Here is a 17,117-nt window from a genome sequence, read left to right as displayed (position 1 = left end):
CCCTCAGGCCGCCGCGGCGGCGACGGCGCGGTCGTACACCTCGCGCTCGGCGGCGCCCAGCTGCGGGCCGTAGAGCCGCTCGGGGGCGGAGCGGTAGCTGAAGCTGATCACCGAGGTGACGGTCCCGGTACCGGCGACCGGGTCGAAGCCCGACAGCCACGGCCCGCCGCTGGAGCCGCCGCCCATGTCGCACAGGGTGCCGTGGTCGGTGGTGCCGCCGGTGTCGGGGAAGCGCCAGCCGGTGCAGTGCTGCAGCGTGTACCCGTCGCTCCTGCCGCTGGCGGCGGGGTAGCCGAACACGGTGACCCGGTCCATGGGGGCGTCGAAGGCGATGTCCAGCGCGCCGGTCCGCTCGGCCAGCGCCACCCCGTCCTGGCGGCCGAGCACCACGAAGCCCACGTCGTGGTTGAGGGCGGCGGGGGAGTCCTGGTCCTCCTCCAGCCACTGCCGGGTGGTGAACGTCCCCGTCGCGGCCCACCGCCCGTACGGCTCGGCCGTGCCCGCCAGGCCGGGGACGAAGATGACGTCCTCGGAGGTGCGCCCGCCCTCGCTGAGGCAGTGCCCGGCCGTCATGAGGACGCTGACCTCGCCCGCGCGCACGCTGCTGGCCGAGCACTCGTAGGGCAGTCCGCCCTGCGTGAAGTACAGCCGGCCGATCCTGGCGGTGACGGCCGCGTCCCCGGTCCACGGCGCGGCGACGGCCACCGCCCCCCCGGTGACGACGGCGGACGCGCTGCGCTGGCGGCGGGGCACCGCGGGAGCGGCGGCCTGCGCGGCGAGGCTGCGCGCGGCCTGGTCGCCCGGCTCGGTGGTGGGCTCGGTGGGGGGCTCGGCGGCCACCGCCTCCGCCGGGGCGCCGGTGACCTCCTGGACCACCTCCCCGGGCGAGGCGGGCTGCGCCTGCGCCATCCGCTCCGGCGTCCAGTACTCCAGAGCCGATTCCTGCGCGGCCGCACCGACCTGCGACAGCAGGTGCGCGGCGCCGTCGGCGGCGGTCGTGCCCGCCGCCGGGGCGGCGCCGGCCGGGACCGCGGTCGCGGTCGCGAGGGCCGCGAGGGCGGCTGCGGTGAGGCCGGCGGTGCGGCGGCGGTGGGTCGCGGGCATGTGGGGTGTCCTCCCGTGGAGCGGTGGGCTCGGGCCATCCTCCCCGATGGCGTCGCCCGCCGGGGCCACCCCGGGGGTACCGGCCGGGGCGGTGCCGGCCGGGCGCGGTCAGAATGTCCCGGTGAGCACCGACCTGCTGCGCCCCGCGCCCGCTGCCCGCTCCGGCTCGCCGGCCCCCGGCGGCCCGGCCGGCGAGCCGGTGCGCGAGGTGGTGCTGCTGGGCAGCACCGGCTCGATCGGCACCCAGGCCCTGGACGTCGTCGCCGCTGCGGCCGGTCGCTTCCGCGTCGTCGCGCTCGCCGCGGGCGGCGCGGACGTGGACGCCCTGGCCCGGCAGGCCGTCGAGCACGAGGTCCGCGTGGTCGCCGTGGCCCGCGCGGAGGTGGAGGCGCCGCTGCGAGCGGCCCTGGCCGCGCACGCCGCGGCCGCCGGGCGCGGGGGGTGGTCCCCGCGCGTGCTGGCCGGGCCGGACGCCGCGGCGGAGGCCGCCGCCGAGCCGTGCGACGTGGTGCTCAACGGCATGACGGGGTCGGTGGGCCTGCGCCCGACGCTGGCGGCGCTGGCGGCGGGGCGCACCGTGGCGCTGGCCAACAAGGAGTCGCTCGTCGCCGGCGGTCCGCTGGTCACCCGCGCCGCGGCTCCCGATCAGCTCGTCCCCGTCGACTCCGAGCACTCCGCGCTGGCGCAGTGCCTGCGCGGCGGTGCGGCGGGGGAGGTCGCCCGGCTGGTGCTGACCGCCAGCGGTGGGCCGTTCCGCGGCCGCAGCCGCGCCGAGCTCGCGGGCGTGACCCCGGCGCAGGCGCTGGCGCACCCCACCTGGTCCATGGGGCCGGTGGTCACCACGAACTCCGCCACCCTGGTCAACAAGGGCCTGGAGGTCATCGAGGCCTCGCTGCTCTTCGGCATCGGCTACGAGCGCATCGACGTCGTGGTCCACCCGCAGTCGGTGGTGCACTCCATGGTGGAGTTCACCGACGGCTCGACCCTGGCGCAGTGCTCGCCGCCGGACATGCGCCTGCCGATCGCGCTGGGGCTGGGCTGGCCGCACCGGGTGCCGGGCGCGGCCGCGGCGGTGGACTTCACGCGCGCGGCGAGCTGGACGTTCGAGCCGCTGGACGCCGAGGCGTTCCCGGCGGTGGACCTGGCGCGCGAGGCCGGCCGGCGCGGCTCCACCGTCCCGGCGGTCCTCAACGCCGCCAACGAGGAGTGCGTGGCGGCCTTCCACGACGGGCGCCTGCCGTTCCCCGGCATCGTCGACACCGTCGCCCGCGTCGTCGGCGAGCACTCCCCGGGCGGTGACCCGCGCGACGTGGCGGACGTGCTGGCCGCCGAGGACTGGGCCCGCGCCCGCGCCCGCGAGCTGACGGGGGCGCGCGCGTGAGCGAGGTCCTGCTGTGGGTCGTCGGGATCCTCGTGGCGGCCGTCGGCGTGGCGGTGTCCATCGCCCTGCACGAGGTGGGCCACCTGCTGCCGGCCAAGCGCTTCGGCGTGAAGGTCACCCAGTACATGGTCGGCTTCGGGCCCACCCTGTTCTCCCGGCGGCGCGGGGAGACCGAGTACGGGGTCAAGGCGATCCCGCTGGGCGGCTACATCCGCATGATCGGCATGTTCCCCCCGCAACCGGGCGACGAGCCCGGGCGCGTGCGGGCGAGCTCGACCGGCCGCTGGGCCCTGATGGCCGAGGAGGCGCGCGCCGCCAGCTTCGTGGAGATCGGCCCCGGCGAGGAGCACCGGACCTTCTACCGGCTGCCCGTCGCGAAGCGCATCGCGATCATGTTCGGCGGCCCGTTCGTCAACCTGCTGCTGGCGCTGCTGCTCACCGCGGTGGCCGCCAGCGCCATCGGCGCACCGGGCCTGGTGCCCACCGTCTCCAGCGTCTCGCAGTGCGTGCTGCCCGCCGGGACCACCGCCACGCAGTGCGCCGAGGACGACCCGCCCGCGCCCGGTGCCGAGGCGGGCCTGCAGCCGGGGGACGTGATCGTCTCCTTCGCCGGGGAGGCGGTCACCGGCTGGGAGCAGCTCTCGGACGCCATCCGGGCCTCGGGCGGTCGCACCGTCGACGTCGTCGTCGAGCGCGACGGGCGGCGCGTGGAGCTGACCGCCACCCCGGTGCTCACGCAGCGGGCCGTGGTCGACGAGGACACCGGCGAGGTCACCGACCGCGTCGAGGAGGTCGGCTTCCTCGGCGTCTCGCCGAGCATCGCGGTGGTGCGCACCCCCCTGGCCGAGGTGCCCGGCGTGGTGGCCGAGCAGGTGGCGGACGTCGCCGGGATCGTGCTGCGCCTGCCGCAGCGGCTCGTGGACGTCGCGCAGGCCGCCTTCGGCAGCGAGGCCCGCGACCCGAACGGGCCGATCGGCGTGGTCGGCATCGGCCGGCTCGCCGGCGAGCTGAACGCCCAGCCGGCGATCGTCCCCGGTGACGAGCTGGCCGAGCGCACCTCGCGCCTGGTGTCGCTGCTGGCCGGGCTCAACGTCGCCCTGTTCGTCTTCAACATGATCCCGCTGCTGCCGTTCGACGGCGGGCACATCGCCGGCGCCCTGTGGGAGGTGGTGAAGAAGGCGCTGTTCCGGCTGCGCCGGCGCCCCGACCCCGGGCCGGTGGACGTGGCCAGGGCCATGCCCGTGGCCTACGGCGTCTCGCTGGTCCTCATCGGGATGAGCGCGCTGCTGCTGTACGCCGACATCGTGCGCCCGGTGACGCTGGGCTGAGGGCCCCGGCGTCCGCCCCCGGTGAACACCCGGTGGCGCCCCGGTGCAGGCCCGCGCCCGTGGTCGTCGCCGCGCCCGCGCGGGTCGATACTGGAGGGGTGACCGTGAGCCTCGGCCTGCCCGCCCTGCCGCCGCCCGTCCTGGCCCCGCGCCGCAAGACGCGCAAGATCAAGGTGGGGACGGTCGACGTCGGCGGTGACGCCCCGATCTCGGTGCAGTCGATGACGACGACGCCGACGACGAACATCAACGCCACGCTGCAGCAGATCGCCGAGCTGACCGCGACCGGCTGCGACATCGTGCGGGTGGCCTGCCCCAGCGCCGACGACGCCGAGGCGCTGCCGATCATCGCGAAGAAGTCGCAGATCCCCGTCATCGCGGACATCCACTTCCAGCCGAAGTACGTCTTCGCCGCCATCGAGGCCGGCTGCGCGGCGGTGCGCGTGAACCCGGGCAACATCCGCAAGTTCGACGACCAGGTCAAGCAGATCGCGCAGGCGGCCAAGGACGCGGGCGTCTCGATCCGCATCGGCGTCAACGCCGGCTCGCTGGACCCGCGGCTGATGGAGAAGTACGGCAAGGCCACCCCCGAGGCCCTCGTGGAGTCCGCCGTGTGGGAGGCCTCGCTGTTCGAGGAGCACGACTTCCACGACTTCAAGATCTCCGTCAAGCACAACGACCCCGTCGTCATGGTGCGTGCCTACGAGCTGCTCGCCGAGCGCGGCGACTGGCCGCTGCACCTCGGCGTCACCGAGGCCGGCCCCGCCTTCCAGGGCACCATCAAGTCCGCGACCGCCTTCGGCGCGCTGCTGAGCAAGGGCATCGGCGACACCATCCGGGTGTCCCTGTCCGCGCCGCCGGCCGAGGAGGTCAAGGTCGGCATCCAGATCCTGCAGTCGCTGAACCTGCGCCCGCGCAAGCTCGAGATCGTCTCCTGCCCCTCCTGCGGCCGCGCCCAGGTGGACGTCTACTCCCTCGCCGACGCGGTCACCGAGGGCCTGGAGGGCATGAGCGTGCCGCTGCGCGTGGCCGTCATGGGGTGCGTCGTCAACGGCCCCGGTGAGGCCCGCGAAGCCGACCTGGGCGTGGCCAGCGGCAACGGCAAGGGGCAGATCTTCGTCAAGGGCGAGGTCATCAAGACCGTTCCCGAGCACGCCATCGTCGAGACCCTCATCGAGGAGGCGAACCGGCTGGCCGCCGAGATGGGCGAGCCGGCCGACGAGTCCGCCGCCGGCAGCCCCACCGTCACCGTCGGCTGAGCGGCCGCCCGGACCGTTCCGCAGCGGGTCCGCAGCGGGGCCGCGTGGACGCCCCGGCGCCGAGGCGACAGGATGCCGGGGTGCACCCGACCGCGTCCACGGCCACGTCCCGCGGGTCCGCCGGGCCCGGCGCCCTGCGCGTCCTGACCGGCGCCGACGCCCCCGCCCTGCTGCGGTTGTGCGACCGGGACCCGGTCGCCAACCTCTTCGTGTCCGCGCGGGTCCTCGGCCTGCTGGCCCGCCCGGGCACCGACCTCGGTGGCCAGGTGTGGGGCTGGTTCGAGGACGGCCGGCTGGTGTCGGCCTGCTGGGCCGGCGCCAACCTGGTGCCGGTGGAGGCCACCCCCGCCGCGCTGGACGCCTTCGCCGCGCAGGCCCGCGCGCAGGGTCGGCGCTGCTCCTCGCTGGTCGGCCCCGCCGAGGCCGTCCTGGCGCTGTGGCAGCGCCTGGAGCCGCACTGGCGCGGCGTGCGCGAGGTGCGCGCCCGCCAGCCCCTCATGGTCTGCGACGGCGAGCCGGACGTGCCCGCCGACCCGGCGGTGCGCCGGGCCACCCTGCGCGAGCTCGACCTCGTGGTGCCCGCCTGCGTGGCCATGTTCACCGAGGAGATCGGCTACGCCCCCGCCCCGCCCGACGGCGGTGGCGCGTACCGCGCCCGCGTGGCCGAGCTGGTCTCCACCGGCCGCTCGTTCGTGCGCGTGGACCCCGGCCCCTCCGGCCCCGAGGTCGTCTTCAAGGCCGAGCTGGGGGCCGTCTCGCCGAAGGTGGTCCAGGTGCAGGGCGTGTGGGTGCCGCCGCACCGGCGCGGCGAGGGCCTGGCGTCCCCGGGCATGGCGGCGGTCGTGCGGGCCGCCCGCGCCGAGGGCGTGGACGTGGTCTCCCTGTACGTCAACGACTACAACGCCAAGGCGCTGGCGGCCTACCGCCGCGTGGGCTTCCGCGAGGTCGGCACCTTCGCCACCGTCCTGTTCTGAACCGCACCGCCCTCGAGGGGGCACCCGCCACGGTGCGGCCGGGCGCGCCCCCGGGCGCGGATAGGCTGCCCGGCGTGCTGATGCGGATGTCGACGCTGTTCCTGCGGACCCTGCGGGAGGACCCGGTCGAGGCCGAGGTCGCCAGCCACAAGCTGCTCGTGCGGGCCGGGTACATCCGTCGCGCCGCACCGGGCATCTACACCTGGCTGCCGTTGGGCCTGAGGGTGCTGCGCAAGGTCGAGGCCGTGGTGCGCGAGGAGATGGACGCCGCAGGCTTCCAGGAGGTCCACTTCCCGGCGCTGCTGCCGCGCGAGCCGTACGAGGCCACCGGCCGCTGGACCGAGTACGGCGACGGCATGTTCCGCCTGAAGGACCGCAAGGGCGCCGACTACCTGCTGGCGCCGACCCACGAGGAGATGTTCACCCTCCTGGTCAAGGACCTGTACTCCTCGTACAAGGACCTCCCGCTGTCGATCTACCAGATCCAGACCAAGTACCGCGACGAGGCCCGCCCGCGGGCCGGCGTCCTGCGCGGGCGCGAGTTCGTCATGAAGGACTCCTACAGCTTCGACGTCGACGAGGCCGGTCTGGAGGTCTCCTACGAGAAGCACCGCGAGGCGTACGTCCGCGTCTTCACCCGACTGGGGCTGGAGTTCGTCATCGTCTCGGCGGTGTCGGGCGCCATGGGCGGCTCGCGCAGCGAGGAGTTCCTGCACCCCACCCCCATCGGGGAGGACACCTTCGTGCGCTCGGCGGGCGGGTACGCCGCGAACGTCGAGGCCGTCACCACGCCCGTGCCGCCCGCCGTGCCGTTCGACGACGCCCCGGCCGCGCACGTGGAGGACACCCCGGACACCCCCACGATCGAGACGCTCGTCGCGGCCGCCAACGCCGCCCACCCGCGCCCCGACCGGCCGTGGACCGCCGCGGACACCCTGAAGAACGTCCTGGTCGTGCTGCGCCACCCCGACGGCACCCGCGAACCGCTGGCCGTGGGCCTGCCGGGCGACCGCGAGGTGGACCTCAAGCGGCTGGAGGCCGCGCTGGCCCCGGCCGAGCTGGAGGCCTTCGACGAGAAGGACTTCGCGGCGAACCCGGCGCTGGTCAAGGGCTACATCGGCCCCGGGGCCCTGGGGGAGGGGTCCGCCTCGGGCATCCGCTACCTGCTGGACCCGCGCGTGGTGGAGGGCACCCGCTGGATCACCGGTGCGGACCAGCCGGGCAAGCACGTGTTCGACCTGGTCGCCGGTCGCGACTTCACCGGCGACGGGTTCGTCGAGGCCGCCGAGGTGCGCGCCGGCGACCCCGCACCGGACGGCTCCGGCCCGCTGGAACTGGCCCGCGGCATCGAGATCGGCCACATCTTCGCCCTGGGCCGCCGCTACGCGCAGGCGCTGGACCTGAAGGTCCTCGACGAGAACGGCAAGCAGGTCGTGGTGACGATGGGCTCCTACGGCATCGGCGTGACCCGCGCCCTGGCCGCCGTCGCCGAGGGCAACCACGACGACAAGGGCCTGGTGTGGCCGCGCGGGCTGGCGCCGGCCGACGTGCACGTCGTCGCCACGGGCAAGGACCCGGAGGTGTTCACAACCGCCGAGCGCATCGCCTCGCAGCTGCAGGCCGACGGCGTGGAGGTCCTGCTCGACGACCGCCCGAAGGTCTCGCCCGGGGTGAAGTTCAAGGACGCCGAGCTGATCGGCGTGCCGACGATCCTCGTCGTCGGCAAGGGCCTGGCCGAGGGGGTCGTGGAGCTGCGCGACCGCCGCAGCGGCGAAGCCCGCCAGGTGCAGCTCGCCGAGGCGGTGCCGGCCGTCACCGCCGCCGTGCGCGGCTGACCCTCACCGCCGCGGTGCGCTGCTGACCCTCACCGCCGCCGTGCGCGCAGCTGCGCCGCGGTGGTGGTCCCCGCGACCACCGCCGCGGCGGCTGCGGCGGCCGCGGCCGCCGCGGTGGAGGAGTCCGTCCCGGACAGCCGCCCGGCGCACACCCACGCCAGCCCCCACGTCAGCGCCGCCCCGAACGCCAGGCGGCCGCGCGAGCGGACCGCGGTGAACACCCCCACCGCCGCCGCGACGGCGAGCACCGCCACCGCCCACGCCGGCTCACCGGCCGTCAGCCCGGCCTGCTTCAGCCACGCCGCGGTGTTCGCGACCGTCGCGATGCTCACCCACCCCAGGTGCAGGCTCACGGTGCCGTCCACCACCACGGCCTCCACCACGCCGGCCGGGCGGGTCGCGACCAGCCGCCCGAAGGCGACGACCAGCACCGTGAGCAGCGCTGCGATCACCAGGACCGAGGCGCCGACCCAGCCCGCCTGCACGGTCGCGATCCACGCCGGGTTCAGCACCAGCGAGGCCGCCACCCACCAGCCGGTCGCCCGCTGGCGCGCGTCGCGGGCGTGGGCGGGCAGCGCCTGCCACACCGCCAGGGCCACCAGGCCGGTGTAGACCACGCTCCAGATCGCGAACGCCGGGCCGGCCGGTGCCACGAGCGTCGCGTCGGCCGACAGGGCCCCGCCCGCCGCCTCGGCGATCGGGGTGCCGCCGAAGGCGCCGGAACCGACGGCCGAACCGGCCACGGCCACCAGGGCGCCGACCGCGACGGCTCCCCGGCGCAGAGCGTCGCGGGAGGGGGCGCGGCCGGCCGAGCGGGGCAGGGCGGGTGCGGAGCTCACGCCCCGATCGTCCAGCGGACCGGGGTGGTCCGCACCCGGGCGCGGCGCCGGGCGGGCCCGCGCGGCAGCCGCGCTCAGGGCTCCAGGTCGACGAGCACCGCGGCGTGGTCGGAGGCCCACACCCCGTCCACCGGCTCGGTGGCCACCAGGCGCGCCGAGCGCACCGCCCCCTCGCCGCTGAAGGGCGTCAGGCCCACCAGCACGTGGTCGATGCGGGCGCTGGGCTGGTGCACCCGCGCCACCCAGGGGTTGCGCCGGTCCCACGTCAGGCCGGGGTCGGCCGGGTCGGCGAAGCGCCAGGAGTCCACGAGCACGAACCCCTCCACGGGCCCCGCCGTCTCGTAGCCGCAGGCCAGGCGCAGCTCGTCCGAGGTGGCCACCGCGTTGAAGTCCCCGGTGAGCACGGGCGGGTAGCGCTCGCCCTTGCGCCGGCTCGCGGCCACGAAGGGCACCAGCCGGCGCACCTGCGCCACGCGCACCGCCGACTCGGCGGGCGAGGAGTTCAGGTGCGTGGTGGTGAACGGCAGCGGCCGCCGGGGGGTGTCCACGAGCACCTGCAGGGCGGTGCGCCCCTCGTCCTCGTGCCCGCCGGCGGGCAGCTGCAGGACGCGCTGCTCCAGCAGCGGGTACCGGCTGAGCACGGCGTTGCCGAAGTCCACGGCGCCCGCGTCCGGGTCGTGCGGGGACAGCCGCCGCTGCCAGCGCGCGGGCCGCGGCGAGGGCGACCACGCGGCCCGCATGCCCAGGCGCTCGGCGAGCCAGTGCGCGAGGTTCTCCCCGCCGGGGCCGCCGGTGGCCCACACCTCCTGCAGACCCACCACGTCGGGACGGTGCTCGGCGAGGACGGCGAGGATCGCCTCCCGGCGGGCGCGCCAGTCGCCGAAGCGCCACCAGACGTTCCAGGTCATGATCCGCAGCGGTCGGCCGGCGGGCAGGGGTTCGGGTGCGCTCATCTCACCCCGCAGTCTCCCAGCGCGCCGACGACGGCGGCGGCTGGGGTCGGCCGCCGCTCAGGCACCCGGGCCCGGGCCGGTGGTGCTGGTGCCGGTGGGCAGCGGCAGGCCGTCCTCGCCGGTGGCGGGCAGGCCGGGCAGGTTCACGGTGGTCCCGCCCCACCCGCGCGCGGCACCGGCGGCGCGCAGCACGCCGGCGGCGGCGAGGTCGCGGTCGGCGCGCGAGGCCGCGGCCAGGTCCGCGTAGACGGCGGTGAGCCGCTCCTCCACGGAGGCGGCCAGCAGGCGCGCGGCCTCGGCCGTGGGGGCGGCCGCGTCGTAGGCGGCCCGAGCCCCGACGGGCTCGGCCCCCCGGGCGCGCAAGGTGCTGGTGAGGTCGTCGCGGACCGCCCGGTGCGCGCCCGCCGCGTCCAGGGCCCGTGCGCGCAGCTCGTCCGCCAGGCGGCCGGCGACGAGCCCGTAGCACCACACCGCGGCGTGCTCGCCGGCCAGGACCGCCTGCAGGGCGGCCACGCCCTCGGCGTCGGCGGCGCCGGACGCGGTGGCGGCGGGTGCGGGGGCCGGGGCGAGCGGGACCGGCGGCGGGGGCGCGCCGGCGGCGGTCGCCGTCGCGTCCGCCAGCAGGGCCCGCGAAGCGGCCACCGAGCACAGCAGCCGGGCCATGCCGCCCCCCACCCCGGGCAGGGCGTCGAGGGCGCGCCCGGCGGCGGCGGCGAGCTCCTGCGCCAGGGCGCTCGCGTCCCCGGACGCGCCCGGCTGCGCGGACGCGGGCGCCACCGGGTCGGCACCCAGGGCGCGCAGGTGGGCCGTGCACGCGTCGACGACCGAGGCCGCGACCCGCTGCACGGCGGCGGGGGCGGTCGCCGGGGTGGCGCCCGCCCCCGCCGGCCCGAGGGTCAGGGCCCGCGCCAGCAGGCCGCGGGCGTCGTCCACGGCCCGTTCGCGGGCCTCGTCGTCGGGCCCCGGCTGCGCCGTCGGGGTGGGCTCCGTCCCGCTCACCCAGCGCACACCGCAGCCGGCGGCCAGGGGTGCGCCCGCCAGCGCCGCGAGAGCGGCCAGCACGGTGCGCCGGTCCGGTGCCCGGCGGGCCGCCGCGGGAGCGCGCTGCGCGGGACGGGTGGGGGCGGGCACCCCAGGATCGTGCCACGCGCGTGGTCGGGCGCCGGGCGCGCGCCGGGATACCCTGGGCAGTCGTCGTGGCGAGCGGCGGGTGGCCCCGCGGGGGAGCGCCCGCCGCTCGCGCGCGCAGAGCTCTAGAGCAGGGGAGGGGCGGTCGTGCCGTCGCTGGACGAGGCCGTGGCCAGGCAGCTGGAGGCCGTCTTCGCGGACGAGAGCCGCTCGGCCGGCCTGGCGCTGGAAGCGGTGGAGGTGTCCGTCGCGGGCCGCCGGCGCGTGGTGCGCGTGGTGGTCGACCTGGCCGGGGACGAGCCGGGTGAGGTGGACCTCGAGGCGGTCGCCGTCGTCTCCGCCGCGGTCTCCGAGGTGCTGGACTCCTCCGACGTCCTCGGCGCGGCGCCGTACACCCTGGAGGTCACCTCCCCCGGTGTCGACCGCCCCCTGACCACGCCGCACCAGTGGGCGCGCGCCCGCGGCCGCCTGGTGCGCGCGGTGCTCGCCGACGGCGGCGCGCTGCTGGGCCGGGTGGAGTCGGTGGACGCGCAGGGGGTCCTGCTGCGCCTGGAGCCGCAGCCGGTCAAGGGCCGCCCGCCGCGCGCGAAGGACGTGGGCGTGCCCCGGGAGGTGCCGTTCGCCGAGCTGGTGCGCGGTGAGGTGCAGGTGGAGTTCCGCCGCGCCGACGGCCCGGACGCACCGGTGGACGAGCTGGACGACGAGCTGGACGACGCGGGACGCGAGGACGAGCAGTGAACATCGACATGGCGGCGCTGCGGCTGCTGGAGCGCGAGCGGGAGATCCCGTTCGAGGCGCTCGTGCGGGCGATCGAGCAGGCGCTGCTCACCGCCTACCACCACACCGAGGACTCCCAGCAGCACGCCCGCGTGGAGCTGGACCGCAGCAGCGGTGAGGTGCGGGTGCTCGCCACCGAGCGCGACGCCGAGGGCGCCGTGGTCCGCGAGTACGACGACACCCCCGACGGCTTCGGCCGCGTCGCGGCCACCACCGCGCGCCAGGTGATCCTGCAGCGGCTGCGCGACGCCGCCGACGAGCAGGTGCTGGGGGAGTTCGCGAGCACCGAGGGCGACATCGTCTCCGGCGTCGTGCAGCAGGGCCGCGACCCGCGGGTGGTGCAGGTGGACCTCGGCTCCCTGGAGGGCGTGCTGCCCCCGGTGGAGCAGGTGCCGGGGGAGGAGTACCGCCACGGCAGCCGGCTGCGCTGCTTCGTGGTGAGCGTGAAGAGGGGGCCGAAGGGCCCGCAGGTGGTCCTGTCGCGCTCGCACCCGAACCTGGTGCGCCGGCTCTTCGCGCTGGAGGTGCCGGAGATCGCCGACGGCACGGTGCAGATCACCGCGCTGTCCCGCGAGGCGGGGCACCGCACCAAGATGGCCGTGCGCGCCACGCGCCCGGGCGTCAACGCCAAGGGCGCCTGCATCGGCCCGGTGGGGCAGCGGGTGCGGGCCGTGATGGCCGAGCTGCGCGGGGAGAAGATCGACATCGTCGACCACAGCGACGACCCGGCCACGTTCGTCGCCAACGCCCTGTCGCCCGCCCGGGTCACCTCGGTGGAGGTGGTGGACGCGCAGGCCCGCTCGGCCCGCGTCGTGGTCCCCGACTACCAGCTGTCCCTGGCCATCGGCAAGGAGGGGCAGAACGCGCGGCTGGCCGCGAAGCTGACCGGCTGGCGCATCGACATCCGGCCCGACACCGAGCAGCCGCAGGCGCCGGGGGCCGCGGGCGGGCGCTGACGGCCGCGCGGCTCCCGCGACCCGCCCGAGCGCGTGGCGGCGCTACACTGTCCCCATCGTTACACTCGCTGAGGCCGGTCGCTCCGACCGGCGATCCACCGCCCCCGCCGTCCGTCCCGCCTCCCAGAGCACGGGCACGGAACACGCGAGGACCTGCGTGGGTTGCCGTGAGAAGGGCACCCGGTCGACTCTGCTGAGGGTCGTCGTGGCGAGCGGCGAGGACCAGGTCCTCGTCGACGAGCGGCGGCGGCTCCCGGGCAGGGGCGCGTGGCTGCACCACAGCACCGCGTGCCTGGACCGGGCGGAGAAGCGCCGGGCCTTCGCCCGCGCGCTGCGACGCACCGGCCCCCTCGACACCTCCGGCGTGCGGTCCTACCTGGAACCGCCCACCGAAGGGGTCGTTCCCACCACCACCGATGAGAGCGGGTCGAACAGCTGATGAGCACCCGATGAGCTCGTGCAGATGAACCCCGACGACTGACGACGGTCCGCGCCCGGTAGTGGTGGCCCGGACCAGACAGGAGAGATGTGGCAAAGGTCCGGGTCTACGAACTCGCCAAGGAGTTCGGAGTCGAGAGCAAGGTCGTCCTGGCGACGCTGAAGGAGATGGGCGAGTTCGTCCGGTCGGCGAGCTCGACCGTCGAGCCGCCGGTCATCCGCCGGCTGAAGGACAAGTTCCCCGCGGACGGCGCCTCCGGTGGCGCACGTCCCACCCCGGCGGCGAAGCCGGGTCCGCGCCTGCCGCAGGGCGCCCGTCCGGGCCCCGTGCGCCCGGCCGCCCCCGCGGCTCCGCCCGCCCCCGCCGCACCGCCCGCCCCCGCCGCTCCGGCGGCCGGCGACGGTGCGCCGCCTGCACCCGCTGCGGTGCCGTCCGCCCCGGCGCCGGCGAACCCGGCCCCGGCCGCGCCGGCGTCCCCCGCCTTCCAGGCACCCGCACCGTCGGCTCCCGCCTCGCCGCAGCAGCGGCCGGCCGTGCCCGGTGCGACCCGTCCGGTGCCCGGCGGTCCGCGTCCGTCCACGCCTCCGGCCGCCGGTGGCCCCGGTGCCGGCACCAGGCCGGGAGCGCGTCCGGGTGGACCCGCCACCCCCGGCGCCCGTCCCGGTGCTCCCGCCGGCCCGGGGGCGCGTCGTCCCGGACCGCCCGAGCGCGCCGAGCGCCCGGGGCCCGGTGGTGACCGCCCGCGCGGCGACCGTCCCGAGCGCGGCGAGCGCCCGGACCGCGGCGAGCGCCCGACTCCGGGTGCGGGCCGTCCCGGTGCCGCCGGCGGTGCCCGTCCGGGTGCTCCGCGCCCGGGCAACAACCCCTTCGCGAACAGCCAGGGCATGCCGCGCCCGCAGGGCGGTGCGCGCCCGGGCAACAACCCGTTCGCGAACAGCCAGGGCATGCCGCGCCCGCAGGGCGGCCCCCGCCCGGGTGCTGCCGGCCCCGGTGGTCCCCGTCCGGGTGCTGCCGGCCCCGGTGGTCCTCGTCCGGGTGGACCCCGCCCGAACCCCGGCATGATGCCGGCGCGCCCGACGGTCGGCCGTCCGGGTGCTCCCGCCGGTCGTCCGGGTGCTCCCGGACGCGGTGGCCCCGGTGGCGGTCGCGGTGGCTTCGGCGGTCGTCCCGGTGGCGGCCCCGGTGGCACCGGTGGCGGTTTCCAGGGTCGTCCGGGGGGTCCCGGGCGCGGTGGCCGCGGCGGTACGCAGGGTGCGTTCGGTCGCGCCGGTGGCCGTCCGGTCAAGGGCCGCAAGTCCAAGCGCGCCAAGCGCCAGGAGTACGAGGCGATGCAGGCCCCCTCGGTGGGGGGTGTGCAGGTCCCGCGCGGGGACGGCTCGACGGTCGTCCGCATCCGCCGCGGCGCCTCGCTGACCGAGTTCGCCGACCGCATCGACGCGAACCCCGCGTCGCTGGTCACGGTGCTGTTCCACCTCGGTGAGATGGCCACCGCCACGCAGTCGCTGAACGAGGACACCTTCCAGCTGCTGGGTGCCGAGCTCGGCTACGTCATCGAGGTCGTCTCCCCGGAGGACGAGGAGCGCGAGCTGCTCGCCGGGTTCTCCATCGACCTGGACGCCGAGCTGGAGGCCGAGGGCGACGAGGAGCTCGAGTCGCGTCCGCCGGTCGTCACCGTCATGGGTCACGTCGACCACGGCAAGACGAAGCTGCTGGACGCCATCCGCTCCACCGACGTGGTGGCGAAGGAGGCCGGGGGGATCACCCAGGCCATCGGCGCCTACCAGGTCGTCAAGGAGCACGAGGGCGTCGAGCGGCCGATCACCTTCATCGACACCCCGGGTCACGAGGCCTTCACGGCCATGCGTGCCCGTGGTGCCAAGGTGACCGACATCGCCATCCTCGTGGTCGCGGCCGACGACGGCGTGATGCCCCAGACGATCGAGGCGCTGAACCACGCCCAGGCGGCGGACGTGCCGATCGTCGTGGCGGTCAACAAGGTCGACAAGGAGGGCGCGAACTCGGCGAAGGTCCGTCAGCAGCTCACCGAGTACAACCTGGTGGCCGAGGAGTACGGCGGCGACACGATGTTCGTCGACGTCTCCGCGAAGCAGGGCACGGGCCTGGACGACCTCCTCGAGGCCGTCCTGCTCACCGCCGACGCTTCGCTGGACCTGCGGGCGAACCCCGACAAGGACGCTCGCGGTGTGGCGATCGAGGCGAGCCTCGACAAGGGGCGCGGTCCCGTCGCTACGGTGCTGGTCCAGTCCGGCACCCTGCACGTCGGTGACGCGATCGTCGCCGGCACCGGGTACGGCCGCGTGCGCGCCATGCTCGACGAGCACGGCACCTCGCTGTCGGAGGCGACCCCGTCGCGTCCGGTGCAGGTGCTGGGCCTGACGTCGGTGCCGGGTGCGGGCGACACGTTCCTCGTGGCGCCCGACGACCGCACCGCCCGGCAGATCGCGGAGAAGCGCGAGGCGGCCGAGCGCAACGCGGCTCTGGCGAAGGCGCGCAAGCGCATCACGCTGGAGGACTTCACCAAGGCGTTGCAGCAGGGCAAGGTCGAGACCCTCAACCTCATCCTCAAGGGTGACGGTGCGGGCTCGGTCGAGGCACTCGAGGACGCCCTGCTGAAGATCGACGTCGGTGACGAGGTCGAGCTGCGCGTCATCGACCGCGGTGTCGGGGCCATCACGAAGAACAACGTGAACCTCGCCGTCGCCTCGAACGCGATCATCCTCGGCTTCAGCGTCCGCCCGGAGCAGCAGACCAAGGAGTACGCGGACCGCGAGGGTGTCGACATCCGCTACTACTCGGTCATCTACCAGGCGATCGAGGACGTCGAGAACGCGCTGCGCGGCCTGCTCAAGCCGGAGTTCGAGGAGGTCCAGCTCGGGACGGCGGAGGTCCGCGAGGTCTTCCGCTCCTCGAAGTTCGGCAACATCGCCGGCTGCCTCGTCCGGTCGGGGCTCATCCGCCGCAACACCAAGGCGCGCGTGCTGCGCAACGGTGTCGTGCACGGGGACAACCTGACCATCGAGTCGCTGCGACGGTTCAAGGACGACGCGACCGAGGTCCGCGAGGGCTTCGAGTGCGGTATCGGCCTCGGGTCGTACAACGACATCCAGGTCGACGACGTCATCGAGACGTTCGAGATGCAGGAGAAGCCGCGCTCCTGACGCGGTGATCGACGGCCGGGGCGGGACCTCCCTCCCGCCCCGGCCGTTCCCGTCCGCCCCTGCGGGCGGGGCGGGCGAGCCGCGCGGGGGAGGCCGCACCCCCCCACGTGTTCACAGGCACCCTGACGTTCGACCTCCTCCTCGGCGACGTGCACTCGCTCAAGGGCAAGCGCAGCATCGTGCGGCCGCTGGTCGCCGAGCTGCGCCGCTCCTTCGACGTGGCCGCCGCCGAGACCGGCTCCCTCGACCTGCACCGGCGCGCCGAGGTGGCCGTGGCGGTCGTCGCCCCCGACGCCGCCCGGTGCACCGACGTGCTGGACCGCTGCGAGCGGCTGGTCGCGGCGCACCCCGAGTTCCAGATCCTCTCCACCCGGCGGCAGTTCCTGTCGTCGGACGACTGAGCACCTCCAGGAGGGAAGTCCCGTGGCGGACCCCACTCGCGCCCGCAAGCTCGCCGACCGCATCAAGGTCGTCGTGGCCGAGGCGCTCGAGAAGCGCGTGAAGGACCCCCGACTGGGGTTCGTCACCATCACCGACGCCCGGGTCACCAACGACCTGCAGCACGCGACGCTGTACTACACGGTGCTCGGCAGCGACGAGGAGCGCGCCGGCACGGCCGTGGCCCTCGAGAGCGCCAAGGGCGTGCTGCGCGCGGAGGTCGGCAAGCGCACCGGCGTGCGCCTGACCCCGACGCTGACGTTCGCCAGCGACGAGGTCCCCGAGACGGCCACCCAGATCGAGGAGCTGCTGCGCGCCGCGGCCGAGCAGGACGCCCGCGTGGCGGCCCTGGCCGCCACGGCGCAGCCGGCCGGTGAGGCCGACCCGTACAAGAAGCCGGTGGTGGACGACTTCGACGACGAGGACGACGACCTCGACGAGGACGACGACCTCGACGAGGACGACGAGGACGGCGGCGCCCCCGGCGACCGCCCGCTGCCCTGAGCGCTGCGGCTGCGGGCGCCGGG

General features: G+C 76.1%; 15 protein-coding genes. 11 read left to right on the top strand and 4 right to left on the bottom strand.

The features are described 5' to 3' along the window. Positions 1 to 3: 3 nt before the first annotated feature. Entirely contained in the window at positions 4 to 1,104 is a 1,101-nt protein-coding gene (locus ACRYM0_RS01190; protein ID WP_432501312.1) for a trypsin-like serine peptidase, read from the bottom strand. A 121-nt stretch (positions 1,105 to 1,225) separates the two neighbouring features. Here ACRYM0_RS01190 and dxr point away from each other — a divergent pair, with 121 nt between their 5' ends. From dxr to ACRYM0_RS01165, 5 genes are all read left to right on the top strand, one after another. Further along, positions 1,226 to 2,485 (top strand): 1-deoxy-D-xylulose-5-phosphate reductoisomerase, encoded by a 1,260-nt coding sequence (gene dxr / locus ACRYM0_RS01185; protein WP_432501310.1) that lies wholly within the window; start codon positions 1,226 to 1,228, stop codon positions 2,483 to 2,485. Then, positions 2,482 to 3,813 carry a M50 family metallopeptidase gene (locus ACRYM0_RS01180; RefSeq protein ID WP_432501308.1) on the top strand — a complete coding sequence of 444 codons (1,332 nt, stop codon included), beginning with the start codon at positions 2,482 to 2,484 and terminating at the stop codon, positions 3,811 to 3,813. Before dxr ends, ACRYM0_RS01180 begins: the two co-directional genes overlap by 4 nt. A 98-nt stretch (positions 3,814 to 3,911) precedes the next feature. Continuing rightward, on the top strand, positions 3,912 to 5,072 hold the full coding sequence (ispG, locus tag ACRYM0_RS01175; protein ID WP_432501306.1) for a flavodoxin-dependent (E)-4-hydroxy-3-methylbut-2-enyl-diphosphate synthase: 1,161 nt from the start codon (positions 3,912 to 3,914) through the stop codon (positions 5,070 to 5,072). An 80-nt stretch (positions 5,073 to 5,152) separates the two neighbouring features. After that, complete coding sequence (locus tag ACRYM0_RS01170) at positions 5,153 to 6,046, top strand: GNAT family N-acetyltransferase (RefSeq protein ID WP_432501305.1); 894 nt, start codon at positions 5,153 to 5,155, stop codon at positions 6,044 to 6,046. Positions 6,047 to 6,120: 74 nt separating this feature from the next. Beyond that, positions 6,121 to 7,881, top strand: coding sequence for a proline--tRNA ligase (locus ACRYM0_RS01165; RefSeq protein WP_432501303.1), 1,761 nt, complete (start codon positions 6,121 to 6,123; stop codon positions 7,879 to 7,881). Positions 7,882 to 7,910: 29 nt separating this feature from the next. Here ACRYM0_RS01165 and ACRYM0_RS01160 read toward each other — a convergent pair whose 3' ends face one another. The 3 genes from ACRYM0_RS01160 to ACRYM0_RS01150 form a co-directional block, all read right to left on the bottom strand. Further along, on the bottom strand, positions 7,911 to 8,720 hold the full coding sequence (locus ACRYM0_RS01160) for a tryptophan-rich sensory protein (protein WP_432501301.1): 810 nt from the start codon (positions 8,718 to 8,720) through the stop codon (positions 7,911 to 7,913). Between the two features lie 74 nt (positions 8,721 to 8,794). Beyond that, complete coding sequence (locus ACRYM0_RS01155; protein ID WP_432501299.1) at positions 8,795 to 9,673, bottom strand: endonuclease/exonuclease/phosphatase family protein; 879 nt, start codon at positions 9,671 to 9,673, stop codon at positions 8,795 to 8,797. Positions 9,674 to 9,730: 57 nt separating this feature from the next. Then, positions 9,731 to 10,804 (bottom strand): DUF4439 domain-containing protein, encoded by a 1,074-nt coding sequence (locus ACRYM0_RS01150; RefSeq protein WP_432501297.1) that lies wholly within the window; start codon positions 10,802 to 10,804, stop codon positions 9,731 to 9,733. 144 nt (positions 10,805 to 10,948) lie between these two features. Here ACRYM0_RS01150 and ACRYM0_RS01145 point away from each other — a divergent pair, with 144 nt between their 5' ends. From ACRYM0_RS01145 to rbfA, 6 genes are all read left to right on the top strand, one after another. Continuing rightward, on the top strand, positions 10,949 to 11,539 hold the full coding sequence (locus ACRYM0_RS01145) for a ribosome maturation factor RimP (RefSeq protein ID WP_432501295.1): 591 nt from the start codon (positions 10,949 to 10,951) through the stop codon (positions 11,537 to 11,539). After that, positions 11,536 to 12,534 (top strand): transcription termination factor NusA, encoded by a 999-nt coding sequence (nusA, locus tag ACRYM0_RS01140; protein WP_432501294.1) that lies wholly within the window; start codon positions 11,536 to 11,538, stop codon positions 12,532 to 12,534. Before ACRYM0_RS01145 ends, nusA begins: the two co-directional genes overlap by 4 nt. A 205-nt stretch (positions 12,535 to 12,739) precedes the next feature. Next, positions 12,740 to 12,973 carry a YlxR family protein gene (locus ACRYM0_RS01135; RefSeq protein ID WP_432501292.1) on the top strand — a complete coding sequence of 78 codons (234 nt, stop codon included), beginning with the start codon at positions 12,740 to 12,742 and terminating at the stop codon, positions 12,971 to 12,973. Positions 12,974 to 13,062: 89 nt separating this feature from the next. Further along, positions 13,063 to 16,152 (top strand): translation initiation factor IF-2, encoded by a 3,090-nt coding sequence (gene infB, locus ACRYM0_RS01130; RefSeq protein WP_432501290.1) that lies wholly within the window; start codon positions 13,063 to 13,065, stop codon positions 16,150 to 16,152. 107 nt (positions 16,153 to 16,259) lie between these two features. Further along, a complete protein-coding gene (locus ACRYM0_RS01125) occupies positions 16,260 to 16,553 on the top strand; it encodes a DUF503 domain-containing protein (protein WP_432501287.1) in 294 nt (97 codons plus the stop codon). A 22-nt stretch (positions 16,554 to 16,575) separates the two neighbouring features. Next, positions 16,576 to 17,094, top strand: a complete 519-nt coding sequence (rbfA, locus tag ACRYM0_RS01120) for a 30S ribosome-binding factor RbfA (RefSeq protein WP_432501285.1) — start codon at positions 16,576 to 16,578, stop codon at positions 17,092 to 17,094. Positions 17,095 to 17,117: the final 23 nt, after the last annotated feature.

Origin of the sequence: Kineococcus arenarius subsp. arenarius, from assembly GCF_050871845.1 — a bacterium.
Lineage (GTDB): Bacteria > Actinomycetota > Actinomycetes > Actinomycetales > Kineococcaceae > Kineococcus.
The sequence above is the reverse complement of the archived record's forward strand: the minus strand, read 5'-3'. Positions and strand labels throughout refer to the sequence as shown.